Consider the following 25,093-nt stretch of genomic DNA (forward strand, 5'->3'; position numbering starts at 1 on the left):
GAGCCGCCCGGGTGGCATCGGCAAAGGCCCTGACGGCAACGCGGTAGAGGCTTAACGCCTTGAGTCCATTGCTTCTCGTTGGCGAAATAGCACTTCTCCAAGCCCTGCGGATGCTCTACCCTGTGCTTGGGGGGACGATTGCAGGCGCCAGCGCCTCGGGCGAAAACCTGGAACGGCGGCATATATGCCGCTGGAACAGGGTGCCGTTCCGAAGGCGGCCGAGCCAGGCATCATCCCGAGATATGTGAAGACTGAATCGGATCGGGATGCCGCTTCGGCATCGCAGTTAAACGTCGTGCGGATCGACCGGCCGGGAAGGCCGGAGACTGTCGGCTTTGGGGAGCAGGGCACAATGATAACCTACACCGTCGGCGATCTCTTCACGAACCTCGTCCCCGGAAGCAATGGTTCGATCAACACCACCTTCCAGTTCCTGGCCGGCGATTTCGACCACGATGGCGATGACGATCTTTCCTTCTGGACCGGCTCGGGCGACGCCTACTACCGCAATAACGGCAATGGCACGCTCACCTACTTCGCCAATTTGACCGGGACGCCTTTCGAGGGTCTCGCTGTCGCGCCGAACTACGGACCGTCCAATACGGTCCTCGCCGACTTCGACAACGATGGCGACCGCGACATTCTTTACTTCGCCAACGGAACCCACACGTATCTCACCTATGACGGTACACACTACGTTACGGGAACGTCACCCTTCGCGGGGCTCACGAGCGCGACCCAGAATATTTTCCTGCCTGGGGATTTCGACAATGACGGCGACGTCGACCTCGTGGCCTGGACCGGCACCCAGGAAATCTACTACCGCAACAACGGCTCAGGCGCGTTTACCAGCATCACCGACATGTCCCTGACGCCGTTCGCGGGCGTCCCCGTCCCCGCCTGGGGACCGCAGAGCACACGGGTCGCGGATTTCGATGGCGATAACGACCAGGACATCCTTTTCTTCAGGGGCGATACCGATCAGTTCGTCTATCTGCGAAACAATGGGGGAAACTACAGCCAGCAGGCTTCGCCTTTCCCTGCATTGTCGACCAACGGCACAGACCCCAACACGACCGTCGTCGGCGATTTCGACAGCGACGGCGACGTCGATGTGCTGTTCTGGAACGGCAGTGCCGAAGCCTATTATCGCAACAATGGCGGCGGCAGCTACACGTTGACGACCGACCTCTCCACGACGCCATTCGCCGGACTTGCCGTTCCTCCGGCCTTCGGTCCGGATAATATGGAGATCGCCGACTTCGACGCTGATGGCGACATCGACATCCTGCTCTACCGCGCGGGCGACCATTCCACCTACACGCAGAATGGCGCGCCGCCGCGCCTCGTCTCCTCGACGCCCGCCGACAATGCCGGCTCCGTCTCGACCAGCGCCAACGTCACCCTCACCTTCAACGAAAATGTTTTCACAGGGGCTGGCAACATCACGCTTCGCAGGGCGTCCGACAACGCAATCGTCGAGACTTTTGCCGGCAACGATGCGCGGGTGACGGGGTCGGGCACGGCCGCGCTCACCATCGACTTCGCCACCACGCTTGCCGGCAGCACCGGCTACTACCTGCAGTTCGCAACCGGGGCGATCCGAGACGCCGACGGCATGACCTTCGGTCGGCTGGACGGGGTCCAGCGTGTCGGCATCACCGATTCGCAGTTTCTGAACTTTACTACGGCGGCAGCCAATACCGCACCTACCGTTGGGGCCAATCTTGAGCTGACACTTGCGGAAGGCGCCTCGGGGACGATCGGCGCCGGCCTGCTGGACTTCAACGACACCGAACAGAGCGATGCGGCGATCACCTATACGGTCACCTCGGTCGCGACCAACGGCACGCTGTTTCGCAATGGCGTGGCGCTTGGGTTGAATGCGACCTTCACCCAGGCCGACGTCAACGCCAATCTGATTTCCTACACTCACAATGGCGGCGAGACGACCTCCGCCTCATTCGGCTTCTCGGTCTCGGACGGCGCGGGCGGTTCGATCGCCGGTCAGACCTTTACGATCACCGTGACGCCGGTGGACGACGCCGGCGTTGCCCAGGACGACACGTTCGCGACGGACGAGGCGACAGCGATCACCGCGGGCAATGTGTTTGCCAACAACGGGGCAGGCGCCGACAACGATCCGGACTCGACGCTGACCGTGACCAAGGTGAACGGTGTCGGCGCCGATGTCGGCACGCAGGTGACGCTGGCGTCGGGGGCGCTCTTGACGCTGAACGCCAATGGCACCTTCGACTACGACCCCAACGGCGCCTTCGACGACCTGCCGGGTTCGCTCTCGGGCGCAAGCAACCTTTTGCGCGACGACACCTTCACCTACACGCTTTCCGACGGCGACACCGCCACAGTGACCATCACCGTCGCCGGCCTCGACGGCGACGGTGATGTACTACTCGGCACGGCCGGGCCTGATATTCTCATCGGCGGCATTCTTAATGATAAGCTGTATGGGCTTGGCGGGAACGACACGCTTGCCGGGGGAACGGGCGACGACCTCTATTTCGTCTACAGCGCCACCGACACCATCATCGAGACCGCCGGCAACGGCGCCGCCGACCGCGTCTCGGCCTTTGTCAGCTTCGCGCTGGCGGCCGACGACGATGTCGAGATTCTGACGACCGGTTCGTCGACCGGCAAGGCGGCGATCGATCTCAGGGGCAATGCGCTGTCGCAGGCGATCGTCGGCAATGATGGCAAGAATGTGCTGCATGACGGCGGCGTCGGCGGCGCCGACAAGATGGTCGGCCGCGACGGCAACGACACCTACATCGTCTACAATTCCGCCGACGTCATCGTCGAGAAGGCCGGCGAAGGCATCGACCGCGTCTCGGCCGGCGTCGACTATGCGCTCGCCAAGGGCGTGCATGTCGAACTGCTCAACACCACCGCCGCCGACGCCACCTATGCGGTCAACCTGACCGGCAACGCCTTTGCCCAGACGATCCGCGGCAATGCCGGCGACAATGTGCTGAGCGATGGCGGCACGGGCGCGGCCGACACGCTGATTGGCGGCAAGGGCAACGACGATTTCCAGGTCTACAATTCCGGCGACGTGATCGTCGAACTCGACGGCGAGGGCGCCGACCGGGTGAGTGCGGCCGTCGACTTCGTGCTGACCGCCGGTGCTCATATCGAATATCTGAACACCACCGCGCTGGCCTCGACCTATGCAGTGAACCTGACTGGCAACGAATTTGTGCAGCTTGTACGCGGCAATGACGGCGCCAACACGATCGACGGCGGCGGCGGCGAGGACGTGCTGTTCGGCATGGGCGGAGTGGACAATTTCCGCTTCTCGACGGCGCTCGGCCCGACCAACGTCGCCGTCATCGCCGACTATCAGGCGGGAACCGACAAGATCCATCTCGACGACGCGATCTTCACGGCGCTTGGCGCGCTCGGCGCCCTCGATGCCGCCGCCTTCAAGGACACCGCGACCGGCGCCAAGGACGTCGACGACCGCATCATCTACAATTCCGACACCGGCGCGCTGGCCTACGACGCCGACGGTTCCGGCACTGCCTTCACCAATATCCGCTTCGCAACCATCACAGGATCGCCCCTGCTGACCGCCGCAGACTTCGTCGTGGTCTGAACGGCCCCCCGCTTCAGCCTGCGTCACTCTCGCCGCACGGGCCGGTCCCATTTTCGCCCGCTTTCTGGTAATCCTCGGGCCTCGCAAATCAGCTAGGCCCGAGGATGCATTTTCCCCATCAGCTAACGAAGGCGGCGGCGGCCGCCGCGATGCTTCTCGGCTCGGCCACGCCGGCGCTAGTGCATCCGCATGTCTTCGCCGAGGCGCGGCTCGACGTGGTGGTCAATCCCGACCGAACGGTGAAGTCGCTGCGCCATCTCTGGCGCTTCGACGACCTGTTCTCCTCCACCGTGCTGATGGAGTTCGACAAGAATTCCGACCTGAAGCTCGACGACGCCGAGCTGCAGGAGGTCGCCAACACCGTCCATTCCTCGCTCGCCGAATACAATTATTTCCAGATCGTCACCGAGGACGGCAAGGACGTGGCGATGCAGCCGCCACCGAAGCTGATCGCCAATTTCGAGGACCAGCAGCTCATCATCCTGTTTGAATCGACGCCGAAAGCGCCGCTGAAGCTATCGGGAAAAGTGGATTTCGGCGTCTACGACCCGACCTTCTATACGGCGATCGACTTCACCGACGACGCCAACCTGGCCGTGGTCGACATGCCGGCCGACTGCAAGAAGAGCGTGATCCGTCCCGATCCCGACGAGGCCCTTGCCCAGAACCAGTCGACGCTCACCGAAGCCTTCTTCAACGACCCCACCGGCACCGACATGAGCAAGATTTTTGCGACTAAACTCGAGCTCAACTGCCAGGCGAATGGATGACGGACAGCACGGCATGACGAAGCTGATGTTCCCTGTCGCACTCGCCCTGATCGTGGTCGCCTGCGTCTCGACGTATTTCATCGGCCACGCCCACGCCCAGAGTTCGCTGGGCATCGGCACCAACGAGGCGATGGTGCCCTCTACCGGCCTGTTCTCCGGCTTCATGAACTGGGTCAACGTCCAGCAACAGGGGTTTTATCGCTCGCTGACCGGCGCGCTGAAAAATATGCGCCAGGACGGCAGCCAGCTCTGGGTGCTGGTCGGCCTGTCCTTCGCCTACGGCGTCTTCCACGCCGCAGGCCCCGGTCACGGCAAGGCGGTCATCTCCTCCTACATGCTGGCCAACGAGGTGGCGCTCAGGCGCGGCATCATGCTGTCCTTCGTCTCGGCTTTCCTCCAGGCGCTGACGGCGATCGTCGTCATGACGCTGGTGTTCCTGGTGCTGCGCGGCACCGCCATCTCGATGACCGACGCCACCTGGTTCCTGGAGATCGCCAGCTACGCGCTGATCACTTTGTTCGGCGCCTGGCTGTTGTGGACGAAGGCCTGGCCGCGGCTCTCCGGCCTGTTCGGCCTCAGCCCAGCCTACAGCCTGTCAGCCGCGCAGGCCGACAGTCCCGTCGGCAACCTGTTCGGACCGATCGAAGCGCGCCCCGCCCTTCGCTTCGACCATGCCTTTGTGGCCGCCGACGCCAGCGCGCCCGGCAAGACCATGGTCTGCGAAACCTGCGGCCACAGCCATGCGCCCGACCCGTCGATGATTTCCGGCGACCGCTTCGACTGGCGCACCGCCTGGTCGGCGGTTGCCGCCGTCGGCCTGCGCCCCTGCACCGGCGCGCTGATCGTGCTCTCCTTCGCCTTCCTCAACGGCCTGTTCGCCGGCGGCATTCTGTCGGTCGTCGCCATGTCGGTCGGCACCGCCATCACCGTTTCGATCCTCGCGACGCTCGCCGTCACCGCCAAGAACTGGGCGGTCACCTTTGCCGGCGACGGCCGCACCGGCAATCGGGTGCATGCCACGATCGAGATCGGCGGGGCGGCGCTGGTTTTCTTACTGGGCTTGGCGCTGCTCGGAGCCAGCCTCAACGCGTAAGTTTCCGGACGAACGCCAGCAAACATTTTTCCGGTGCCGGATAGCGACGAACGCACGGTGCATGAAATGCTGGTTCCGTCGACGTGAGAGCCGCCGAACGGACGGTCCGTCAGGCTTCTACAGAGTTCATGTCATGCTTGTGGGGCTTCATGGCTCCTGACATGCCGATCAGCTCATTGAAAACGCTTGATATTCCAAGCATGACATCAGTTCTTTTGAACGACCCTCAGCGACCGCGACGTCGCTGCTGGCGGCCGCGTAGCCAGAACACAAGAAAGAACGCCGCGACGAACAGGACGGCGAAAATCCCAGCGATAACAGGCGAATAGCTGCCGATCGCCAGCATGATCGTCGGCAGGTAGAAGGCGCCGAAGCCGAAGGCCAGCACGATCACCAGCGCCGCGATCGCGGCGTTGCGGTTGTCAGGAGTCATCAGGGCGCAAAATCCATCGGCGTGCGAAGTCCTCAAAGCGCGAATCCGCCGTCGACCAGCATCACCGTTCCGGTGGTGAAGGCAGCCTCGTCGGCCGCCAGGTAGACTACGATCGGCGCGATCTCGGCGGCGTCGGCGACACGTCCCATCGGTTGGCGATTGACGAACATTTCCAATGCCTTGTCCTTGCTGCCGACGGTCTTGCCGAGTTCCTCGACCCGGTCCTCCCACGACGGCGACCGAAACGTTCCCGGCGCGATCGCGTTGCAGCGGATGCCGTCGCGAATATAGTCCGCCGCCACCGACTTGGTCAGCCCGATCACCGCCGCCTTGCTCGCGCCATAGGCATATCGATTGGGTATCCCCCTTACCGACGAAGCCCCCGAGGAAATGTTGACGATGGAGCAGGTCTTGCCCGTTTCCTTCGCCCTTTCCAGCATGCCGGGCAGGAAGGCACGGATCGTGCGGTGCATCGACTTCACGTTGAGGTCGAAGGAGAAATCCCAATCTTTCTCGGAGGTTGTCAGAACCGTGCCGTGATGCACGAAACCCGCGACATTGACCAGTATGTCGATCTTTCCGACTTTTTGCGCATAGGCCTCCACCGCCCTGGTCGACAGCACGTCGAGCTTGGCCTTCTTGGCGCGCGCCAAGCCTTCCAGCTTGTCGCGCGACACGTCCGACGCGTAGACGGTGGCGCCCTCGGCGACGAACATCTCGGCGATTGCCCGGCCGATGCCCTGCCCCGCGGCGGTGACCACCGCGACCTTGCCCTTCAGTCTTCCGGCCATTTTTCCCCCTTTAGTGCCGATGTTCGTTTTCGCCGCCGGCGCCTGTCGAAAATTCCGGCTCGACCGTCGCATGGTCTATTCCGTGCTTTGCCGCAAGCCTCGATTTGATCGCAGTGACGGCGGCAATGGGATTCGCGCCTTCGGCGAGACGGGCGTTCAAAGTCGCCAGGGTCTTTTCTCCGTCGAGCGACCAGACATGCATGTGGTTGATTTCCTTGACACCTTCGACATTGGCCGCAAGATCGGCGGCGATGCCGTCGCGGTCGATATTGGCGGGCGCGCCTTCCAGCAGCAGGTGCGCCGCCTCGCGCATCAGCGACCAGGCGGTGGAGAGGATCAGCACGGCGACCAGCACCGACAGGATCGGATCGATCGGCGTCCACCCCGTCGCCAGGATAACGAGGGCAGCAACGATCGCCGCCACCGAGCCGAGCAAATCGCCCAGCACATGCAGGATCGCGCCGCGCATGTTCAGGCTTTCGCGATTCCCCCCGCGCAGGATGAGAAAACCGCCGATGTTGACGGCAAGCCCGGCCAGCGCCACCAGCAGCATAGGGCCGCCAAGCACGGGGCCGGGCGAAAAGAAACGCGTTACCGCCTCGTAGACGATCCACAGCGCGATGACGAAGATGCCGACGCCGTTGGTGTAGGCGACCAGGGTCTTGACGCGGCCGTAGCCATAGGTGTGGCGTCCTGTCGCCGGCCGCTCGGCCAGCCGGAACGCCCACCAGGCCAGCCACAGCGCGATCGAATCGGTGAGCATGTGCCCGGCATCCGCCAGCAGCGCCAGCGAGCCGGTCAGCACGCCGCCCAGCGCTTCGATCACCATGAAGCCGCCGGTCAGCAGCGCGACGAGAAGAACGCGATTCTTGTCGGCGCCGCGTAGGTCATGGTCATGCCCATGCGCATTTCCCGCCGCGTGGGCCTCATCGACCGTGTCCGGATGGTCGTGCGAATGGCTCATCGGCTGTCAGGCCCCGCCGGCGCGAAACTCTTCCAGCCGTTTCTTCTGCTGGCCCGAAGCGTCGAAATTCGCCGGGTCGAGCCACGCTTCATAGGCCGACTTGAGAGCAGGCCATTCCTTGTCGATGATCGAAAACCACGCCGTGTCACGGTTTTCACCCTTGATCACCATGGCCTGGCGGAAAACGCCTTCCGGCTGAAAACCGAAGCGCAGCGCGGCGCGTTTCGACGGCTCATTGCGGTTGTTGCATTTCCATTCCCAGCGGCGGTAGCCGAGTTCGTCGAAGATGTAGCGCATGAACAGGAAATGCGCCTCGGTCGCCGCCGGTTTGCGCTGCATCAGCGGCCCCCAATGGATATGGCCGATCTCGATCGAACCGTTTGCCGTGTCGATGCGCAAGAAAGTCTGGCGGCCGGCGATCTTGCCCGACGCCTTGTCGATCACCGTGAAATACAGCGGGTCCTCGCTGGCCTCGGCCTTTTCCAGCCAGGGCTGCAGCGCGGCGCGGTTCTCCGGCGGATATTCGCCGAGCCAGCGGAAACGCTCGTCGGCATTGGCAATGGTCGCCGCCTCGAACAGCCCGTCGCCATGCCACGCCGCGGACAACGGCTCCAGCCGGGCATAGTGGCCCTCCAGAACCTTGCGCTCGGGCCGTGGCCTCGCCGTCCAGTTTTTCAGATCTTGATCCAAGGTCGGCCTTGCTCCGATTGACTTTGCGGCAAGAGGCTCACAGAAACGCGCACCATACTATTTAAGTCGCGCATGATCTCCCCCGGCAGTCGTTGGGTTTTCGGGACCATGCGCTAGAACCAGATGGGGAGGAAAAGTGCTCCAAACGATTGCCGCCTTCGACCGCATCGGCGAGGAAAACGCCTTCGCCGTGCTCGCCCGCGCCACGGCGCTTGCCGCGCAGGGCAAGGACATCATCAATCTCGGCATCGGCCAGCCGGATTTCCGCACGCCCGAGCACATCGTCGAGGCCGCCATCAAGGCGCTGCGCGACGGCCATCATGGCTATACGCCGGCGACCGGCCTGCTGGCGACCCGAGAGGCGGTAGCGCGGCGCACGCTGACGACCACCGGCGTCGAGGTCTCGCCGGAAAACGTCATGATCCTGCCCGGCGGCAAGCCGACCATGTATGCCGCGATCGTCATGTTCGGCGAGCCCGGCGCGGAAATCCTCTATCCCGATCCCGGCTTCCCCATCTACCGCTCGATGATCGAATTCACCGGCGCGAAGCCTGTGCCGGTGCCGATCCGCGAACAGAACGGTTTTGCCTTCTCCGCCGAGGAAACGCTGGCGCTGATCACGCCGAAGACGCGGCTCTTGATCCTCAACTCTCCCGCCAACCCGACCGGCGGGGTGACGCCGCGCGCCGAGATCGAGAAACTAGCGAAGGGTCTGGAGAAGCATCCGAACGTCGCCATCCTGTCCGACGAGATCTACGACGTCATGACCTATGACGGCGAAGAGCATTGCTCGCTGCTGCAGTTCCCGGAACTGCGCGAGCGCCTGATCGTGCTCAACGGCTGGTCGAAGACCTGGGCGATGACCGGCTGGCGCATGGGCTGGTCGATCTGGCCGAATTCGGACGCCAGCAGCCACCTCTACGACAAGGTGCGAAAGCTGGCGGTCAATTGCTGGTCCTGCGTCAACGCGCCGTCGCAATATGCCGGCGTCGCCGCCATTGACGGACCGCAGGACGCGGTGGATGCAATGATGAAGGCGTTCGACCGCCGCCGGAAAATTGTGGTCGAGGGGCTGAACACGCTGCCCGGCGTCTCCTGCATCACGCCGAAGGGCGCCTTCTACGCTTTCCCGAACATTTCCGGCACCGGCTGGAAGGCCAAGAAGCTGGCTTCGACGTTGCTGGAGGAAACCGGCGTGGCGCTGATAGGCGGGCCGGATTTCGGCATTCTCGGCGAAGGCTATATCCGGCTTTCCTACGCCAACTCGGAGGAGAATATTTTGCGGGCGCTGGAGCGGGTGGGCAAATTCCTGGAGGCTGGCGAGAAGGCGGCCTGAGTAAGCTTGAATTCGCAGGTGGATCAGGCCGGCCGGTAGAACAGAATCCTGCCGGCCGGGATCAATTGGAGTAGGAAATCGAAGTCGCTCAGATTGGCGGTAAGCACACTGAGGCCCAGCTTCTGCGCTTGCAGGAAGAGCGTGCAGTCGGCCATGGCGCGAAGCCGGTCGTCGCTCCTATAGCCTTGCAGCCGGCAGAGAATGCCCGACAGCAGCGCCGCCCTTCCCAGGACATCGGGGTCGGGCGTGAAAACCCGATGCGGCGGCATCGTCTTGACGAGCAGGCCGATCTGGCGGACCGCAGTACGGGTTCCGGCGTGCCGGGGATCCAGTACCCCAACCGTATGCATCAGTTCCTGGACGGCGATCGTGGAATGGTTGTTCACACGCAAGCCAAGCAGGTCGTGGACGAGGTCCGGGAGATGTCCCTGAAGGGCATTGATATAGACGCAGGTATCGAGAAGCAGTCCCTGGCCTGCCCCCGCGCCCTCTAGGAACGGCAACTGCTCGTCGCCGCGCCGAGCAAGTGTCTTGAGCGGCGCGAGCCTTGCCCATCGGACCGCGGCATCGAAGTCGAATGCAGCCAATTCAGAAGCCGAGTTTCAGGCTGGGGTCGATCGATCCGGCGACCTTCCTAAGGGTCTTGGCGAAATCGTCGTCGAGAGCGACATTGGCGAGAGCGAATTCTATAAGATCGGTATTCGTCTTTATGCCGGTCCGCTGCTTGGCCCGCTCGATCAAGGCGGCGCTGATGCGTCCACCGATACGCGCGCTCTTTTCGCCCAGCAGTCCGGAATCTTCAGCAGCCTGCATCACCGCATGAAACTGCGCCTCCTCCGCTGAAGATGAATCTTGTCTGGCCGCTGCCTTGGTCATGGCTGTCACTGTTCAACAAATTTGCGATTTGACGAACATACCACTGGGAGCGCTACTTTCCAAGGGATGCCGTCCAAGCACCGAGACAGCGCTTGCAGTTGCCCATTGCCGATTTCTAAGCTCTCTGGCCCTCAAGCCGACCGCCATCTGGACCGCGAAACCGGCGGCCGCCACGTCATAGTGGCGCATGTCTGCCGGCATCATCGCCTTTTCGATCGTGTGCGTTTTCCTCGCGGCAATCGTGCGGGGTTATTCGGGATTCGGCTTTTCGCTCCTGACCGTGACGGCGCTGTCGTTGGTCCTGCCGACCGCTCAGGTCGTGCCTTCGCTCTTCATGCTGGAGATCGCCGCGAGCATCCATCTGCTGCCGGGCATATGGAAGGACGTCCACTGGCGCTCGATCCTGCCGCTGCTGATCGGTTGCCTCATTGGAACGCCGTTCGGCGTCTGGTTCCTCGCCAACGTGCCGGCAGCACCCATGCAGGTGGCGCTGGGCATCGTCGTGCTGATCTTCACCATCCTGCTGTGGCGCGGCTTTGCGCTGAAGACCATGCCGGGCACGCTGGCCTCGGTGACGACCGGCGGTGCGTCGGGCCTGCTCAACGGCGCCTTCGGCACCGGCGGCCCCCCGGTGATCCTGTTCTATTTCGCCTCGCCCGCCGGCAACATCGCTGGCCGCGCCTCGGTCATCGCCTATTTCCTCGGCACCGACACGATGGCGCTACCGATGATGGCGCAAGAGGGCCTGCTCACCTGGGACAGCGTGATCCGCGCCCTGATGTTCCTGCCGGCGCTGCTCATCGGCGTCTGGGTCGGTTCGCGCGGCTTCAGGGGCGCCGACCCAGCCGTGTTCCGCAAGGGCGTGCTCGCGCTGCTCGGCCTGCTGGCGCTGATTTCGGCCGCGCAGGGGTTCGTCGCGCTCTAACGGCTACGGCGTATCGGCCACTATCTTGTGGAAGAAAGTTCGCGCACGAAATGAGGACACCAAGAAGTTCATTCCATAAAGCCATGCGAAGGAAGCTGCGGATATCGAGATCGCGGTTGAAATCGACGCCTCGGCCACGCCTGCGAAGCCGCCGAGAAGAATCGCTCCAAGAAAACAGAATATCGCCGCGTCCAGCATTCGGACGTCATAGCTAAGAACACGACCCCGGGCGGAATTGCTTACCGCGATTTTTCCTCGGTCAAAAATCGCCAATGCACCCCTCCCTTTTTTGATCATCTGCAACGGATCGTAGGGCCACTTGGGAAAGATCATGTTCCAAAGTGAATCGTTGAATTCGATTGAGCGCTCGGATAGTTGCCCAACAGCCTTGCCTTGCGCGGCAAGCTTGTGACTGAGTTCCTGCAGTATTCTCTCTTCCTTGCGGTCTCCAATAATCAGGACGCCACCACGAACATGCCAAAGCGCGTCAAGCATCGATTCCGCCCCAAGTGGGTGAAATATAACAACGGCTGGCCCCAGCGCCTATAGCCGCTTCTCGAACCAGTGGTTGGCGTAAAAATTGTCGTTGTAGCGCTCGATCTCATAATAGCCGAGTTTTCGGTACATCGCCTGAGCCTCCGAGAGCGCCCGGTTGGTGTCGAGCCGCACGATCGTCATCCCGGCCTCCAGCGCGATGGTTTCGAGCTTTTCCATCAGCCGCGAGGCGACGCCCAGCCCGCGCGCCGACGGCGCCACCCACACGCGCTTGATCTCGCCGATATTTTCCTCCAGCCGCTTCAGCACGCCGCAGCCGGCGGGCTCGCCGTCGATGCGCGCCATCACGAACCAGCCTTTCGGAGGGATCATCTCGGCCACGTCGGCCGCCTTGCCGAGTTCGAGATCAAAACCTTCCTCAAAGCGCCGCGCCAGTTCGGCAAAATATTCGCCGAGGCAGAACCGCGCCTCGTCGCTGTCCGGCGCCTCGACCGTGACCTCGAGTGCCGCGATGCGCAGCAGCCGTTCCACCTCAGCCATCGCCGCCACCAGCCGCTCGCGCTGCGCTTGGCCGAGCGGCGCCAGCATCGACGCGGCAAGCTCGTCCGACAGCGCATCATAAGCCTTGAATTCCGTGCATCCTCGTTCGGTAAGCCGCGCCTGGCGCACCCGACCGTCGGCCTCCGCCCTGCCGACCTCGACGAGCTGCTGGCCCTCCAGCGAGCGCAGCAGCCGGCTGAGATAACCTGCGTCGAGGCCGAGCCGGCGGCGCAGTATCCGCACGTCCCTGCCCTCTCCCGGCCCCGTCTCGAAGATCAGCCGTGCCTCGCCGAGCGGCCGCCCGCGCGAAAGATAGCTCTCATCAAGCGCGCCGATGCGCTGCGAGACCAGCCGGTTGAAACTGCGAATTCGTTTGATCTGCTCGATTTGCATTATCTGACTTTAGTCAGGTATCTTTTTCCGCGCAAGGCTCTCCTCCCTTCCGAGAGAAAACCTCGACTGCCTGACAAGCCGGCGTCGATGTCAGGAGCGAACGATGGAAGGCTTGCGGAAAAGGCCGGAACCGGCTCTGTTCCGCCCGCCAGGCAACCGTCCGACCAACAGAAGAGGGTACCGATGCTTTATGCAATGCTTGCCTATCATGTCGAAGAGACCATCGACGCGATGACGCCGGACAAGGCCACGGCGCTGATGACGGACCTTCTTGCCGTCCATGCGCGCTATGTCGATCAGGGCACGTTCGGCCCTGCGGCTCGGCTCGGCTCGACCACGGACGCATTTACGCTGCGCGGGCCGGGCGCCGGTATGGTCATCGACGGTCCCTTCGCCGAGACGAAGGAGCAACTGCTCGGCCTTTACATGATCGAGGCCGAAGACCGCGACGCTGCGGTCGAGATCGCCCGCAGCCTGCGCCGCGTCAACCCGACGGCTGTCTACGAAATCCGGCCGGTCAAGCTCTATATCCCCGGCGCGCAGCTTGCGGGAAGCGGGTCGGAAGCAGCCTGACGTAGCGGAGTGACGCGGACGGCCAAAAACCTAGCCGCGCCCGACGAACGGCATTTTGGTCGCCATCACGGTCATGAACAGCACGTTGGTGTCGAGCGGCAGGCTGGCCATATGCAGCACTGCGTCCGCCACACGCTGCACGTCCATGACCGCTTCCACCGCCATCGTGCCGTTGGCCTGCGGCACGCCAACCGTCATCGCTCGCGCCATGTCGGTCAGCGCATTGCCGATGTCGATCTGGCCGCAGGCGATGTCGAAGGGCCGGCCGTCGAGCGCCAGCGTCTTGGTGAGGCCGGTGATGGCGTGCTTGGTCGCGGTGTAAGGCACCGAACCCGGGCGCGGCGCGTAGGCCGACACCGATCCGTTGTTGATGATGCGCCCGCCTTGCGGCGACTGCCGGCGCATCGCGCCGAAGGCGGCTCGGGCGCACAGGAACGAGCCCGTCAGGTTGACGCCGACCATGTCGTTCCAGACCGACACCGGGATCTCGTCGATCGGCGTCGACTTGTAGCTCATGCCGGCATTGTTGAAGAGCAGGTCGACGCGGCCGAGAGTACCGGTGACAGTCTTGAACAGCTTTTCGACATCGGCCTCCTGCGAGATGTCGCAGGAAACAGCCAGCGCGCGTGCCTCCGAGGCGCCCGCCGCGGCAACCGCCTCATCGAGGATCGCCTGCCGCCGTCCGACAAAAACCGTGTTCCAGCCGTTGGCGAGCAGCGTTGCCGCCACCGCCTTGCCGATGCCGGTGCCCGCACCCGTGACCACCGCCGTCTTGCCGTTGCTCATGATTTTCCTCCGTGTCGGCGGACGCATTGCAGATCGTGTTGCGCGAGGCAAGCCGTCCGACAAAAAGGGCGGTCATTGGCGACCGCCCTGATCTGAACCGCACTTGGGAGGAGGAAAGCGGATCCGACTGATGAGAATCATGCGCCTAAAGGGTTAACCAAAGGTTAACGCAATTTGCACGGCTTTTTAAGCTTCAGCCGATGCCTGGCAGGAAGGGCCGACCGCTCAGGGCTTCGACAAAGGTCCACGTCACGAAACCGACGAACAGAGCGGCAAACAGCCTCACAGGCCAGCGGTTTGACGGGCCGAACAGCACCAGCGACAGCAGTCCGAACAGTGGGATGAAGTGCAGCGAATGGGTGGCGAAGAAATGCGCGACCCGAAGATCGCCGCCGTCGCGAACCCAGCCCATCAGCGGAAAACCGCCCGTGTCGAGACCGGAACCGCCTACAGCGTGCCCCTCCATGCTGGCCATCGTGCCGGCGGTGAGCAGCGTGAGCGGCAGGGTCAAGGCAAGGCCGGTGATCAACGCCTCTCGGACGACGGGCGAAAGACCGCTCGCCGGATCGCGGGCAATCAGCCAGGCATAGACCGCAGGCGGCGTGGTCAGGATCACGGCGCCAAGCCCCATGACCGAATAGAGGATGCCGCCGATCGGCCCCCGGTTGAAATGCGACGCCGTGCCGAGAACCGCCGCCCCGCCGATCCAGACCATTTCGGCGACGATCGCCACGACCACGACGGAACTGTAGACGCGGTACCAGCGTCGTTCGCCTGTACCGGCTGGCAGGAAGCGCGCGAAGAAGGCCAACGTCAGCAAATAGACGGCCAGCGCCGCCTCGAACTTCAGCGGCTTCGTCCAGACGTCGATGCCGAGGAAACTGCGCTGATCCGTCAGCGACGCGAAGGCCGTCGGCGCGATGGCAACGAGCATCAAGATCGCCGCGCCGAAGAAGCTTGGCTCGGACAGGTGCAGTATTTTCAGGAAGCGGGAAATTCCGGCCTCGGGAATGGGCCATTGCAACGTCTGGATCGCGGACATCGGATTTTGCTCCTCGGTTGCGGCAGGTTCAGGCGATTGCAGCGCGGCCGGCCCGCGCCGCGCGGATGGCGGCGAAAGTCAGGAAACCGGCCGGCCCGAACAGGAATGTCAGAGCCAGACAAGGGACGACCAGCAGGAACGGCACGGACTCGCCGCGGCCCTTGCGTACGATCCAAGCGCCGACGAACAGGTCGAAGGCCAGATAGTGTATCCAGCCCGCGAGCAGCAGTTCGCGTGTCTGGAAGAGGCGGGCGACATTGTCGAGGCTGTCGAACCCGCCCTCGCCTCGCGCCCAGAAGGCAAGGATCAGGCCGGCATAGACGACCGACAGGAGCAGCGGAATTGCATATGCCGCGATGCGGTCGGCGATGATCGGAAACAGCGGACTGCCGAGCAGCACCGCCCATCCAACCAGCGCCGTCGTGTTGGCAATCTGGAACACGGCATCGGGGGTCATCGTGACAGCCCTATCTTGACAGCGACAAGATGACGATCGCAGACGATCTTTACGATGTCAACTTCATTTTTACGCCGTCAAGATTGAGCCCGGAAATCCGTGGTGCTAAGCACAGGCGGCAAAGGATCTGGGTTCATGACTGAAGAGACCGGGCAGCGGGTTAGATCGGGTTATCACCACGGCGGCCTGCGCGAGGCGCTGCTGCTTGCGGCCGAGCAGGAACTGATCGAGAAAGGCATTGAGGGGTTCACGCTGCGCGGCGTCGCCAAGCGCGCCGGCGTGTCGCATGCCGCGCCGGCCCATCATTTCCGCGACACCAGCGACCTGCTGACGGCGCTGGCGGCTGTGGCTGCCACCCGCTTCCGCGACACGATGAAACAGCGCCAGGCCAAGTCGCCGGGCGACGCACGCTCGCAGTTCATCGCGTCGGGCCAGGGCTATATCGAATTCGCGCTCGACAATCCGGCGCTGTTCGGGCTGATGTTCGGCTCCCGCCGGCCGGATTTTTCATCCGAGGAGTTTTCAAGGCCGTCTTTCGAGTCGTTCATGGTGCTGGTCAAGGATGTTGCCGACCTGCGCGGCGACAACGCCCTCGATCACGTCGAGGGCCGCGCCGACATCCTGACCGCATGGTCGCTGGTGCACGGCCTGGCGAACCTTCTGATCGCCGGGCGTCTGAGATTCCTCGAAGCCGATCTCAAGGCCGATCGCGACGGCACGATCCTGCGGGCGCTCGAACGGGTGGTCCCGGGCGATCGGCGGGGATGAACCGACTCTTCGGCCGGGCCCGCCGGCGCGAGCCCGGATAGTATCGGTTACCAGCGCGGATTGACGTTGGGGTTTGCCGTGGCGGTCGTTTCGGGCGCGGCCGGTGCCGAGGCGGGCTCCGCCGGTACCGAGGCCTTGGCGGCCGTCACCGTCGCCTCGACATGGTCGATCAGTGCGTCGGGAAGGCCGAGGCGGCCGGCGAGCAGGTCGAGATAGCCGCGTTCGGCACGCGAATCCGGCTCGATTGCCAATCGCGAGGCGGCATAGAGTTCGACCTTCTGCTCCTCCGTCTTCGCCGCCGCGGCAAGCGCATCGAGGTCCAGCGGCGCTTCCAACTCGGCCATCAGGAATTTTTCCGCGTCGCCACCTATGCCGGCCAGGCCAAGCTTGTCGGAAATCTTCTTGCGCTCCTCGTCGTCGATATGACCGTCGGCCTTTGCGGCGGCGATCATGGCGCGGATCAGAGTCAGCGCAAATTCGCTGTCGCCCTGCGGCGCATTATCGGGATGGAAGCCAGTGTCCGAGGGCGGGGGCAGCATCTGCGGCTGGGCCTCGGCCGTTTCGGCAGGCTCCTTGCCGGCCTGCCAGTTCTTGTAGGCATGATAGGCAAGCCCGCCGATCGCCGCCAGACCACCGAGCTTCGCGGCCGAACCGGTGACAGAACGGCCGGTGCTCGTGCCGAGCAGCACGGCGACCAGGGCACCAGCCGCCAGCGGATTGTCCTTGGCCATCTGCACCGCCTTGCCGGCGCCATCGCGGACCGTGCCGCCCGTGCCGGGCACATTGGAGCCGAGCAGATCGTCGAGCAGTTTCTTGGGATCGAACATCGTGTCCTCCGCTTGCTGGTCCCGGCACGCGGGACGGTCACAGGTCCATCAGAATTAGGCAGACCACCAAGACAATGCAATGACCGGCGCGGCGTCGGCGAACGCCGCGCTCAACTGCCGATCGGCAGCGGCAACCCCAACGCCTCGGCGCGCTCCACCTGCCGCTGGCGCTCGGCGTAGCGGGCGCGGTCGTCGTCGCTGCGCTGATCGTGGCAGCGTTCGCAGGAGATGCCGGGCCGGTATTTCGGCGAAAACCGGTCAGCCGGCGTCAGCGGCGCGCGGCAGGCGCGGCAAAGCTCGGCCTCGCCTTCCGCCAGCCCGTGCGTCACCGAAACGCGCTCGTCGAACACGAAGCATTCGCCCTGCCAGCAGCTCTGCTCGCTTGGCACCTCTTCCAGATATTTCAGGATACCGCCCTTGAGATGGAACACGTCCGCGACACCCAGCGACTTCACATAGGCCGTCGCCTTCTCGCAGCGGATGCCGCCGGTGCAGAACATCGCGACCTTGCGGCCCGCGAGTTCCTCGCGATTCGCCTGCGCCCAGCCGGGAAAATCGCGAAAGCTCCTTGTTTGCGGATCGACCGCGCCCTGAAAAGTGCCGAGCCGAACCTCGTAGTCGTTGCGTGTATCGATGACGACCGTGTCGGGATCGGTGATCAGCGCGTTCCAGTCGGTGGGCTCGACATAGGTTCCGGCGCTGGCGGTCGGATCGATGTCCTCGACACCCATGGTGACGATCTCGCGTTTCAGCCGCACCTTCATGCGGTGGAACGGCATGTCGCTTGCAAAGCTGTATTTGATGTCGAGGCCCGCAAATTCGGGAACAGCCTCCAGCCATTTCATCAGCGCGGCGATGGCCTCGGGACGACCGGCGACCGTGCCGTTGATCCCCTCATGCGCCAGCAGGAGGGTGCCCTTGATGCCCTTGCCGCAACAGAAGGCGGCAAGCGGCGCCCGCAGGTCCTCGAATCGATCCAGCCGGCAGAACCGGTAGAGCGCCGCGACGCGAAAAGCCTTTTCTGGCGAGGATGAAGTCATGGCCGCAGGCCGTATCGGTTCACCGGCGCATTTTCAAGGCGGGGCGGGATCGGTGTCCAGTGTTGCCCTGTACTGCAAATGCGGCAGACACATCTGCATTGCATCCGGCCCGACTGCGCGGATTGGTCGCCCGCACGGCCGCCAAATCCCTGGCCGCTTCGTGGACTTGCCCCACCTGCTCTGCTAAATCGGTTGAAAATCCAACTCTCCCCGGACCGCACCGATGCCAAGCAAGACCGAAAAGCTATTGTCCCTGCTTGACGGCCAGCCCGTCATCCCCGTCATCAAGATCGACGACGCGGCCGATGCCGTGCCGCTGGCAAGGGCGCTGGCGCGCGGCGGGCTAAAGGTGATCGAGATCACGCTGCGCACGCCGAGCGCGCTGGAAAGCATCCGCCGTGCCTCTGCCGAGGTGCCGGAAGCGGTGGTCGGCGCCGGCACCATCCTCGACGCCGCGCAGTTCGACGAGGCGGCCAAGGCCGGCTCGCGTTTCATCGTCAGCCCCGGCATCACACGCGACTTACTGACGGCCGCTTCCGGCAGCGAGGTGCCGCTGCTGCCCGGCGCGATCACCCCTGGCGAGATGATGACCGCCCGCGAAGCCGGCATAGACTTCCTAAAATTCTTCCCGGCGGAGCAGGCCGGCGGCGTGGCTTTCCTGAAGTCGCTGGCCTCGCCCTTCGCCGGCATCCGCTTCTGCCCGACCGGTGGCGTTTCGCAGAAGAACGTGAAGGATTATCTTTCGCTGCCCAACGTCGTCTGCGTCGGCGGCTCCTGGGTGGCTCCCGACGATCTGGTCAAGTCGAAGGACTGGGCGGCGATCGAGGGACTGGCCCACGAGGCTTCCGCGCTCCGCAAGGGATGAAAATCATCGCGGCCATAGCGCTGCGACGATCAAGCTTCCCAACCCCTCATTATCTGCTCCTCTCCAGAAACGAAAAAAGCGCCGGCGGTCCGGCGCTTTTTTCATCTCAGCCTTCACGTCCGGTCCGATCGATTACTCGAAACGCGCCACCGACAGGAATTCCACCGACTTGCCGGTGAAGCGATTCGGATCGGGTATCCCCTCGCCATCCTTGCGGAAGCCCATCGTGTAGACCTCGCGCGGCGCGGTCACCACTGCGTTGTAGGCGAATGACGGCGCCGTGGTATTGGCAACGGCGGCTTCCGCCATCTGGTCGCTGTTCAGCGCCCAGCGGGCAGCCGTCGGCTCCGCCGCCTTCACCTGGCTCTTGCGGTCGGGTTTGGCGTCGCCAGCGGTGGCGCGCGCCGCCTTGCGGGTGGTCTTCACACCGAGCGATGCCACAGTGCCGGGGTCGACGTTAGCCCTTACGGCCGGCTGCGACGATCCGGCGGTGACCGAAGCCAGAGCCGCGACACGCGCGTCGTTGGCCTTGATGACTGCCGCGACGGCCGCCTGGTCGTCGGCCGATACGCCTGGCAAAGCGGGACGCTCGGACGGAATCGCTGTCATCTGCAATTCGTCCTCGTCGGCCGGACGGCCGGCAGGCATCGGGACTGCGGCAGCGTCGCTTGCCGTTGTTGGATCGCGCTCGGCGGAAACCAGCGCAAGCAGCACATCGTCCGGCGTTTGGGGATCGGCGGCGTCAGCCAGCTTCGCAGCCGCGTGGGCTGGCCGCGGCGTCGGCAGCGGAATGCCTAGCGCCACCTGTGCGGGAGGCTCGGCAACTGCGCCCGTAGCGGCCGGGTCGGCAGTTGCGTCCGCGGGAATCTGCTCAGCCATGCCGAACGGCATATCGGCTGGCGGGTAGCCGGCGGCCGCTGCCTCCGAGACTGTTGTGGCGGCGGCCACCTCGGTGACCCCGATATCAGCCTTCGGACGCGGTGCGAGCATCGGCAACGGCACCGAACGCGCAGGCAGGGCGGCGATGATCATTTCCGGCGTCTCTGCAACCGGAGCCTCGGGCTCGGTCGCCGTTTCCGGCGCAGCCGCAACCGGCAGTTCGGTACGATTGGCCTCCTCCGGCGATACGATCTGTATGCCCGGCAGCGTTTCAGGCTTGGCGGCGGGCGCGGGTGGCGCGGCCTTGGCGACCGCTACCGGCGCAGCCTTGGCGACCACTACGGGCGTCTTCTCCTCGACGACCGGAGCAGGCGTTTCCTCGACCGGGGCGCCTTCCTCGTCCTCGTCCGCGCCACGGCTGAACAGCATCGCCAGAAGGCCTTTCGACGGCTTGCTGCTGCCGGTGGAAGCCAGGGCCAGAGCGGTCGCGCCGGTCTTCTTGCGCGCCTCATAGGAGGCAACAGCCTGTTCAAACCCGGGCAACGGCTTGCCGTCGCTCGGCAGGTGCAGCGTCTTGCCGTTCGGGAACAGCGCCACGAGTTCGCGGCGGCTCATGCGCGGCCAATGGCGCACGCTGCCGACATCCATATGGACGAACGGCGAGCCCGAGCGCGGATAGTAGCCGACGCCACCGACCTGCATCTTCATGCCGGTCTCGCGGAGTTTCTTGAGGCTAACGCCCGGAATGTAGAAATCCATGGCCTTGCCGAGCATATGCTGGCTTTTCTTGGCGACGCCGCGGCTGCGGCTGCGCAGCATCGAATTGGTCGCCGGCGACCGATAGGCCGACACGACGTTGATGTAGTCGCGCGCGCCGACGGACTGATACACCGACCACACCAGGTCCAGCAGGCGCGGGTCGATCTTGGTCGGTTCGTTGCGGCGCCAGTCGCGCAGGATCATGTTGATCTTCTTGAGACCGGCCTGATCGTAGCGCCCGTTGCGCTTGAACGTGACCTCGGCCTTTTCCTTGGTGTGGATGAAATAGAGCTTCAGCGTGCGGGTTTCGGCGCTCGCCGCCGAAAGACCTGAAGCCATCGCGCACAGCGCGACAATCAGACCAACAAGCCAGCTTTTCCAGCGGGTGTTCGTGTAGGCTCGCCGGGATTGGTGTCGTTCGATGCTGATCAAATCAAAAGGCCTTGCAGACTGCCGTTTGTCCCCGGATTTGAATCCCGAGAGTCGAAGATTCTCGACACCCGACTATCGATCCTAATGGTTAATCCCAGCTTATTGAAGCCGAAATGCGGTAAGAGCGTGGCGATATCCTGTCCAAATCCACGCCAGCGATAACGTGGTTAACGACAAGATTACAACGCGAAGCTTACGTGATGCTGTCGCCGCCGCCTAGCCGGAAGACTGGACTTTTATGGGACAGGACGCTCGGAACGCCCGGTTTCCGGGTCGATTCCGTATTCCTTGAGCTTGCGGTAGAGCGTCGAGCGGCCGATGCCCAGCCTTCGCGCCACCTCGCTCATCTGTCCGCTGTAATGATCGATCGCCATCACAATCATGTCGTATTCGACGTCGGCAAGCGGCCGGATTTCGCCACTTTCGTCCAGTGCCCGCAAGGCGCCGGCAACCGGGGCCGTTTCGGCGGGCGGTCGCCCGGCAGCGGCCGTGTCGGAGAACAGATCCGGCTCCAGATAGGCGGGTGAATCGGTGTCCGGACCGCTGCCCTGGTCGAGATCGACGGTGCCCTCGACCTGCGCCCTGATCTGGGGAAATTCCTCTTCGCTCAGCGTGTCGCCGTCGCAAAGCACCGTCGCCCGGAAGATCGCATTCTCGAGTTGGCGGATGTTGCCGGGCCAGTCATACGCCTCCAGCATGGCAAGCGCACGCGACGAGATCGCCCGCACCCGGCCCTTGGTCTCACTTGCGGAAAACCGCGACAGGAAATGCCGCGCCAGCGGTTCGATGTCCTCGCGCCGGTTGCGCAGTGGCGGCACGACGATCGGATAGACGTTGAGACGGTAGAACAGGTCCTCACGGAAGCCGCCGTCCTTTACCTGCTGCAGCAGGTCTCGATGGGTGGCCGAGACAAGACGGATGTCGACCTTGACCGTCGCACGTCCGCCGACCGGATCGACCTCGCCTTCCTGCACGGCGCGCAAAAGCTTGACCTGCACGTCGAGCGGCAGGTCACCGATCTCGTCGAGGAACAGCGTGCCGCCATTCGCCTCGACGAATTTGCCGGCGTGTTTTTCGGTCGCGCCTGTGAACGAACCCTTCTCGTGGCCGAACAGAATCGATTCGACAAGATTTTCCGGGATCGCGCCGCAGTTCACGGTGACGAACGGCTTGCCGGCGCGGTCGCTGGTGCCCTGGATGGCGCGCGCCACCATCTCCTTGCCGACACCGGACTCGCCTTCGATCAGGATCGGGATGTTCGACCCGGCCGCCTTGCGGGCGAGCCGCAGTGCCTTGTCCATGGCCGGGCTGCGGGTGACGATGTCGGCAAAACTCATAGTGCCGGTGGTGCGCCGCGCAGCGCGTTTCACCTCATCGCCGCGTGTCTCGACCTTCAGCGCGTTGGCGAGCGCAACCTTCAGCCGCTCGGGCGAGGCCGGCTTGACGACGAAATCGAAAGCGCCATGGCGCATGGCGCTGACCACCGTCTCGATGCCGCCTTGCGCGGTCTGCACGATCACCGGCAGTTCCAGGCCACGCTCGGCCATCGCCTTGAGCACGCCGAGGCCGTCTAGGCCCGGCATGTTGAGATCGAGGATGACGACGGAAACACCCTTGCCGTCAGGGCCGTCCAGCACGGCAAGCGCCGCCTCGCCATCGGTCGCGATCGTCGCCACATAGCCGAACCGCGTGACGGCCGCCTCCAGCAGGCGCCGCTGCACCGGATCGTCGTCAACGAGGAGGATACGTGCCGTCATGGACCCTTCGACATCAGCGCAAAACCGATCTGGCCATGAATGCCGTCTGGATGATAGTGGCAGCCGGACCTAAATAAGCGTTTAAAGTTCCGGCTGAACACTTCTTACGAACCGCGGCCGTTCCTGAATGATCGGAAAGGGATTGCAATGCGTTTTGTCTCGGAACGGAAAGTCCATGCCGCTGTCGCGGCGCTTGGCACGGCAACGCTCGGCGACCTGCCGGAATGGGACCTCGCCGACCTCTATCCGGGCATGGAGGCTCCCGAACTGAAGCGCGACCTGGCGCTCGCCGCCGAACAGGCGGTTGCCTTCGAGAAGCGCTGGAAGGGAACGCTGTCGTCCGAGGCTGCGGCGGGCGCGTTCGGCCGGGTCGGGCAGGCGCTCAAGGAATACGAGGCGCTAGAAGAGCTGATGGGGCGCATCGCCTCCTATGCCGGCCTCGTCTACGCCGGCAACACCGCCGATCCGCAGCGCGCCAAGTTTTATGGCGACGTGCAGGAGAAGATGACGGACGCCAGCGCGCATCTGCTGTTCTTCGCACTCGAACTCAATCTGGTCGATGATGAACTGATCGCCTCGGCCCTCGATACCGACCCGATCTTTGGCCACTACAGGCCCTGGGTGCTCGATCTCAGGAAGGACAAGCCGTACCAGCTCGAAGACCGCATCGAACAATTGTTCCACGAAAAATCGGTGACCGGCCGAGGCGCCTGGAACCGGCTGTTCGACGAGACCATGACGGCGCTGCGCTTCAAGGTCGACGGCGAGGAACTGACGCTGGAGCCAGCGCTGAACAAGCTGCAGGACCCAAATCCGAAAGTCCGCCAGAAGGCGGCCGAGGCGCTGGCGAAAACCTTCAAGGAAAACCTGCGCGTCTTCACGCTGATCACCAACACGCTGGCCAAGGACAAGGAAATCTCCGATCGCTGGCGCGGTTTTCAGGACATCGCGGATTCCCGCCATCTCGCCAATCGCGTAGAGCCGGATGTCGTCAACGCGCTTTCCGCCGCCGTCCAGAAAGCCTACCCCGACCTGTCGCATCGATACTATCGGATGAAGGCGCGGTGGCTCGGCATGAAGAAGATGAACCACTGGGACCGCAACGCGCCCTTGCCCGAAACCCCGCAGGCGACGATCGGATGGGACGAAGCCAAGAACACGGTCCTGACGGCCTATCACCGCTTTTCGCCGGACATGGCCGACATCGCCCGCACCTTCTTCGACCGCAAATGGATCGATGCGCCGGTGCGCCCCGGCAAGGCGCCCGGTGCCTTTGCGCATCCGACCGTGCCTTCGGCGCACCCCTATGTGATGCTGAACTACATGGGCAAGCCGCGCGACGTGATGACGCTCGCCCACGAACTCGGCCACGGCGTGCATCAGGTACTGGCGGGCGCGCAAGGGCCATTGATGTCGTCGACACCGCTTACGCTGGCCGAGACAGCCTCGGTGTTCGGCGAGATGCTGACCTTCCGCTCGCTGCTCGACCGGACAACCGACCGGCGCGAACGCAAGGCGATGCTCGCCCAGAAGGTCGAGGACATGATCAACACCGTCGTGCGCCAGATCGCCTTCTACGAATTCGAGCGCAAGGTGCATGCGGAGCGCCGCAACGGCGAGCTGACCGCCGACCGGCTTGGGCAGTTCTGGCTGGAGGTGCAGAAGGAAAGCCTCGGCGACGCAATCGTACTGCGCGAAGGCTACGAGAGCTTCTGGACCTACATCCCGCACTTCATCCACTCGCCCTTCTACGTCTACGCCTACGCCTTCGGCGATTGCCTGGTGAACTCGCTGTTCGCGGTCTACCAGAACGCCGAAAAAGGCTTTCAGGACAAATATTTCGACATGCTGCGCGCCGGCGGCACGAAACATCATTCCGAACTGCTGGCGCCCTTCGGCCTCGACGCTTCGGACCCGGCCTTCTGGGGCAAGGGGCTTTCGGTGATTTCCGGCTTGATCGACGAACTGGAAGCGCTGGATTGAAAC

Annotated in this window: 24 protein-coding genes; 9 read left to right on the top strand and 15 right to left on the bottom strand. The window is 63.8% G+C overall.

Translation table 11 applies throughout. From position 1 onward, the window contains the following. Positions 1-352: 352 nt before the first annotated feature. The 3 genes from ACH196_RS29800 to ACH196_RS29810 all read left to right on the top strand — a co-directional run bounded on the left by ACH196_RS29800 (position 353) and on the right by ACH196_RS29810 (position 5,479). On the top strand, positions 353-3,616 hold the full coding sequence (locus ACH196_RS29800) for an FG-GAP-like repeat-containing protein (protein ID WP_396650475.1): 3,264 nt from the start codon (positions 353-355) through the stop codon (positions 3,614-3,616). 149 nt (positions 3,617-3,765) lie between these two features. After that, the gene (locus ACH196_RS29805; RefSeq protein ID WP_396650506.1) at positions 3,766-4,386 is read left to right on the top strand and encodes a DUF1007 family protein; all 621 of its coding nucleotides are present in this window, start codon (positions 3,766-3,768) and stop codon (positions 4,384-4,386) included. A gap of 13 nt (positions 4,387-4,399) precedes the next feature. Beyond that, the gene (locus ACH196_RS29810) at positions 4,400-5,479 is read left to right on the top strand and encodes a nickel/cobalt transporter (protein WP_396650476.1); all 1,080 of its coding nucleotides are present in this window, start codon (positions 4,400-4,402) and stop codon (positions 5,477-5,479) included. A gap of 226 nt (positions 5,480-5,705) precedes the next feature. Here ACH196_RS29810 and ACH196_RS29815 read toward each other — a convergent pair whose 3' ends face one another. The 4 genes from ACH196_RS29815 to ACH196_RS29830 are packed head-to-tail and all read right to left on the bottom strand — an operon-like array spanning position 5,706 to position 8,357. After that, positions 5,706-5,915, bottom strand: a complete 210-nt coding sequence (locus tag ACH196_RS29815) for a hypothetical protein (protein ID WP_396650507.1) — start codon at positions 5,913-5,915, stop codon at positions 5,706-5,708. A 29-nt stretch (positions 5,916-5,944) separates the two neighbouring features. Beyond that, positions 5,945-6,703: an SDR family oxidoreductase gene (locus ACH196_RS29820; protein ID WP_396650477.1), complete on the bottom strand. Its 759-nt coding sequence runs from the start codon at positions 6,701-6,703 to the stop codon at positions 5,945-5,947. A 10-nt stretch (positions 6,704-6,713) separates the two neighbouring features. After that, positions 6,714-7,667, bottom strand: coding sequence for a cation diffusion facilitator family transporter (locus ACH196_RS29825; protein WP_396650478.1), 954 nt, complete (start codon positions 7,665-7,667; stop codon positions 6,714-6,716). Between the two features lie 6 nt (positions 7,668-7,673). Continuing rightward, entirely contained in the window at positions 7,674-8,357 is a 684-nt protein-coding gene (locus ACH196_RS29830) for a GNAT family N-acetyltransferase (protein ID WP_396650479.1), read from the bottom strand. A gap of 136 nt (positions 8,358-8,493) precedes the next feature. Between ACH196_RS29830 and ACH196_RS29835 the strand changes: the two genes are divergently transcribed. Continuing rightward, positions 8,494-9,693, top strand: coding sequence for a pyridoxal phosphate-dependent aminotransferase (locus ACH196_RS29835; RefSeq protein WP_396650480.1), 1,200 nt, complete (start codon positions 8,494-8,496; stop codon positions 9,691-9,693). Positions 9,694-9,716: 23 nt separating this feature from the next. Here the strand turns inward: ACH196_RS29835 and ACH196_RS29840 are convergent, their stop codons facing one another. Continuing rightward, positions 9,717-10,280, bottom strand: coding sequence for a type II toxin-antitoxin system VapC family toxin (locus ACH196_RS29840; RefSeq protein ID WP_396650481.1), 564 nt, complete (start codon positions 10,278-10,280; stop codon positions 9,717-9,719). A 1-nt stretch (position 10,281) separates the two neighbouring features. Continuing rightward, positions 10,282-10,569 (bottom strand): hypothetical protein, encoded by a 288-nt coding sequence (locus tag ACH196_RS29845; protein WP_396650482.1) that lies wholly within the window; start codon positions 10,567-10,569, stop codon positions 10,282-10,284. Between the two features lie 187 nt (positions 10,570-10,756). Here ACH196_RS29845 and ACH196_RS29850 point away from each other — a divergent pair, with 187 nt between their 5' ends. Beyond that, positions 10,757-11,494 carry a sulfite exporter TauE/SafE family protein gene (locus tag ACH196_RS29850; protein ID WP_396650483.1) on the top strand — a complete coding sequence of 246 codons (738 nt, stop codon included), beginning with the start codon at positions 10,757-10,759 and terminating at the stop codon, positions 11,492-11,494. A gap of 3 nt (positions 11,495-11,497) precedes the next feature. Here ACH196_RS29850 and ACH196_RS29855 read toward each other — a convergent pair whose 3' ends face one another. Continuing rightward, positions 11,498-11,989 (bottom strand): hypothetical protein, encoded by a 492-nt coding sequence (locus ACH196_RS29855; protein ID WP_396650484.1) that lies wholly within the window; start codon positions 11,987-11,989, stop codon positions 11,498-11,500. A 48-nt stretch (positions 11,990-12,037) separates the two neighbouring features. Next, positions 12,038-12,922 carry a GNAT family N-acetyltransferase gene (locus ACH196_RS29860; protein WP_396650485.1) on the bottom strand — a complete coding sequence of 295 codons (885 nt, stop codon included), beginning with the start codon at positions 12,920-12,922 and terminating at the stop codon, positions 12,038-12,040. 183 nt (positions 12,923-13,105) lie between these two features. On the opposite strand from ACH196_RS29860, the gene ACH196_RS29865 reads away from it, so the two are divergent. Further along, entirely contained in the window at positions 13,106-13,495 is a 390-nt protein-coding gene (locus tag ACH196_RS29865) for a YciI family protein (protein WP_396650486.1), read from the top strand. 30 nt (positions 13,496-13,525) lie between these two features. On the opposite strand, the gene ACH196_RS29870 is transcribed toward ACH196_RS29865, so the two are convergent. The 3 genes from ACH196_RS29870 to ACH196_RS29880 form a co-directional block, all read right to left on the bottom strand. Beyond that, entirely contained in the window at positions 13,526-14,281 is a 756-nt protein-coding gene (locus ACH196_RS29870) for an SDR family oxidoreductase (protein WP_396650487.1), read from the bottom strand. 193 nt (positions 14,282-14,474) lie between these two features. Further along, a complete protein-coding gene (locus tag ACH196_RS29875; protein ID WP_396650488.1) occupies positions 14,475-15,323 on the bottom strand; it encodes a hypothetical protein in 849 nt (282 codons plus the stop codon). A 28-nt stretch (positions 15,324-15,351) separates the two neighbouring features. Next, on the bottom strand, positions 15,352-15,780 hold the full coding sequence (locus ACH196_RS29880; protein ID WP_396650489.1) for an ABA4-like family protein: 429 nt from the start codon (positions 15,778-15,780) through the stop codon (positions 15,352-15,354). Between the two features lie 135 nt (positions 15,781-15,915). Between ACH196_RS29880 and ACH196_RS29885 the strand changes: the two genes are divergently transcribed. Next, a complete protein-coding gene (locus ACH196_RS29885) occupies positions 15,916-16,548 on the top strand; it encodes a TetR/AcrR family transcriptional regulator (RefSeq protein WP_396650490.1) in 633 nt (210 codons plus the stop codon). Positions 16,549-16,595: 47 nt separating this feature from the next. Here ACH196_RS29885 and ACH196_RS29890 read toward each other — a convergent pair whose 3' ends face one another. Together ACH196_RS29890 and ACH196_RS29895 are read right to left on the bottom strand one after the other, a co-directional pair. Further along, entirely contained in the window at positions 16,596-17,375 is a 780-nt protein-coding gene (locus tag ACH196_RS29890; protein ID WP_396650491.1) for a tellurite resistance TerB family protein, read from the bottom strand. 110 nt (positions 17,376-17,485) lie between these two features. Further along, positions 17,486-18,415, bottom strand: a complete 930-nt coding sequence (locus ACH196_RS29895; RefSeq protein ID WP_396650492.1) for a rhodanese-related sulfurtransferase — start codon at positions 18,413-18,415, stop codon at positions 17,486-17,488. Between the two features lie 223 nt (positions 18,416-18,638). Here ACH196_RS29895 and ACH196_RS29900 point away from each other — a divergent pair, with 223 nt between their 5' ends. Further along, positions 18,639-19,280 (top strand): 2-dehydro-3-deoxy-phosphogluconate aldolase, encoded by a 642-nt coding sequence (locus tag ACH196_RS29900; protein WP_396650493.1) that lies wholly within the window; start codon positions 18,639-18,641, stop codon positions 19,278-19,280. A gap of 132 nt (positions 19,281-19,412) precedes the next feature. Here ACH196_RS29900 and ACH196_RS29905 read toward each other — a convergent pair whose 3' ends face one another. Then, a complete protein-coding gene (locus ACH196_RS29905) occupies positions 19,413-21,257 on the bottom strand; it encodes a DUF882 domain-containing protein (RefSeq protein WP_396650494.1) in 1,845 nt (614 codons plus the stop codon). A 329-nt stretch (positions 21,258-21,586) separates the two neighbouring features. Continuing rightward, entirely contained in the window at positions 21,587-23,107 is a 1,521-nt protein-coding gene (locus ACH196_RS29910; RefSeq protein ID WP_396650495.1) for a sigma-54-dependent transcriptional regulator, read from the bottom strand. Positions 23,108-23,254: 147 nt separating this feature from the next. Here ACH196_RS29910 and ACH196_RS29915 point away from each other — a divergent pair, with 147 nt between their 5' ends. Further along, positions 23,255-25,090, top strand: a complete 1,836-nt coding sequence (locus ACH196_RS29915; protein ID WP_396650496.1) for a M3 family oligoendopeptidase — start codon at positions 23,255-23,257, stop codon at positions 25,088-25,090. Positions 25,091-25,093 lie beyond the last annotated feature (3 nt).

Source organism: Mesorhizobium sp. IMUNJ 23232 (assembly GCF_044326205.1).
GTDB lineage: Bacteria > Pseudomonadota > Alphaproteobacteria > Rhizobiales > Rhizobiaceae > Kumtagia.

What these genes read in the sequence shown, in the direction of transcription:
- ACH196_RS29900 (WP_396650493.1), top strand. Translation starts at nt 18,639, where the DNA reads ATGCCAAGCAAGACCGAAAAGCTATTGTCCCTGCTTGACGGCCAGCCC.
- ACH196_RS29890 (WP_396650491.1), bottom strand. Translation starts at nt 17,375, where the DNA reads ATGTTCGATCCCAAGAAACTGCTCGACGATCTGCTCGGCTCCAATGTG.
- ACH196_RS29910 (WP_396650495.1), bottom strand. Translation starts at nt 23,107, where the DNA reads ATGACGGCACGTATCCTCCTCGTTGACGACGATCCGGTGCAGCGGCGC.
- ACH196_RS29845 (WP_396650482.1), bottom strand. Translation starts at nt 10,569, where the DNA reads ATGACCAAGGCAGCGGCCAGACAAGATTCATCTTCAGCGGAGGAGGCG.
- ACH196_RS29825 (WP_396650478.1), bottom strand. Translation starts at nt 7,667, where the DNA reads ATGAGCCATTCGCACGACCATCCGGACACGGTCGATGAGGCCCACGCG.
- ACH196_RS29885 (WP_396650490.1), top strand. Translation starts at nt 15,916, where the DNA reads ATGACTGAAGAGACCGGGCAGCGGGTTAGATCGGGTTATCACCACGGC.
- ACH196_RS29870 (WP_396650487.1), bottom strand. Translation starts at nt 14,281, where the DNA reads ATGAGCAACGGCAAGACGGCGGTGGTCACGGGTGCGGGCACCGGCATC.
- ACH196_RS29860 (WP_396650485.1), bottom strand. Translation starts at nt 12,922, where the DNA reads ATGCAAATCGAGCAGATCAAACGAATTCGCAGTTTCAACCGGCTGGTC.
- ACH196_RS29880 (WP_396650489.1), bottom strand. Translation starts at nt 15,780, where the DNA reads ATGACCCCCGATGCCGTGTTCCAGATTGCCAACACGACGGCGCTGGTT.
- ACH196_RS29855 (WP_396650484.1), bottom strand. Translation starts at nt 11,989, where the DNA reads ATGCTTGACGCGCTTTGGCATGTTCGTGGTGGCGTCCTGATTATTGGA.
- ACH196_RS29905 (WP_396650494.1), bottom strand. Translation starts at nt 21,257, where the DNA reads ATGGCTTCAGGTCTTTCGGCGGCGAGCGCCGAAACCCGCACGCTGAAG.
- ACH196_RS29820 (WP_396650477.1), bottom strand. Translation starts at nt 6,703, where the DNA reads ATGGCCGGAAGACTGAAGGGCAAGGTCGCGGTGGTCACCGCCGCGGGG.
- ACH196_RS29915 (WP_396650496.1), top strand. Translation starts at nt 23,255, where the DNA reads ATGCGTTTTGTCTCGGAACGGAAAGTCCATGCCGCTGTCGCGGCGCTT.
- ACH196_RS29895 (WP_396650492.1), bottom strand. Translation starts at nt 18,415, where the DNA reads ATGACTTCATCCTCGCCAGAAAAGGCTTTTCGCGTCGCGGCGCTCTAC.
- ACH196_RS29850 (WP_396650483.1), top strand. Translation starts at nt 10,757, where the DNA reads ATGTCTGCCGGCATCATCGCCTTTTCGATCGTGTGCGTTTTCCTCGCG.
- ACH196_RS29800 (WP_396650475.1), top strand. Translation starts at nt 353, where the DNA reads ATGATAACCTACACCGTCGGCGATCTCTTCACGAACCTCGTCCCCGGA.
- ACH196_RS29875 (WP_396650488.1), bottom strand. Translation starts at nt 15,323, where the DNA reads ATGTCCGCGATCCAGACGTTGCAATGGCCCATTCCCGAGGCCGGAATT.
- ACH196_RS29865 (WP_396650486.1), top strand. Translation starts at nt 13,106, where the DNA reads ATGCTTTATGCAATGCTTGCCTATCATGTCGAAGAGACCATCGACGCG.
- ACH196_RS29810 (WP_396650476.1), top strand. Translation starts at nt 4,400, where the DNA reads ATGACGAAGCTGATGTTCCCTGTCGCACTCGCCCTGATCGTGGTCGCC.
- ACH196_RS29805 (WP_396650506.1), top strand. Translation starts at nt 3,766, where the DNA reads ATGCTTCTCGGCTCGGCCACGCCGGCGCTAGTGCATCCGCATGTCTTC.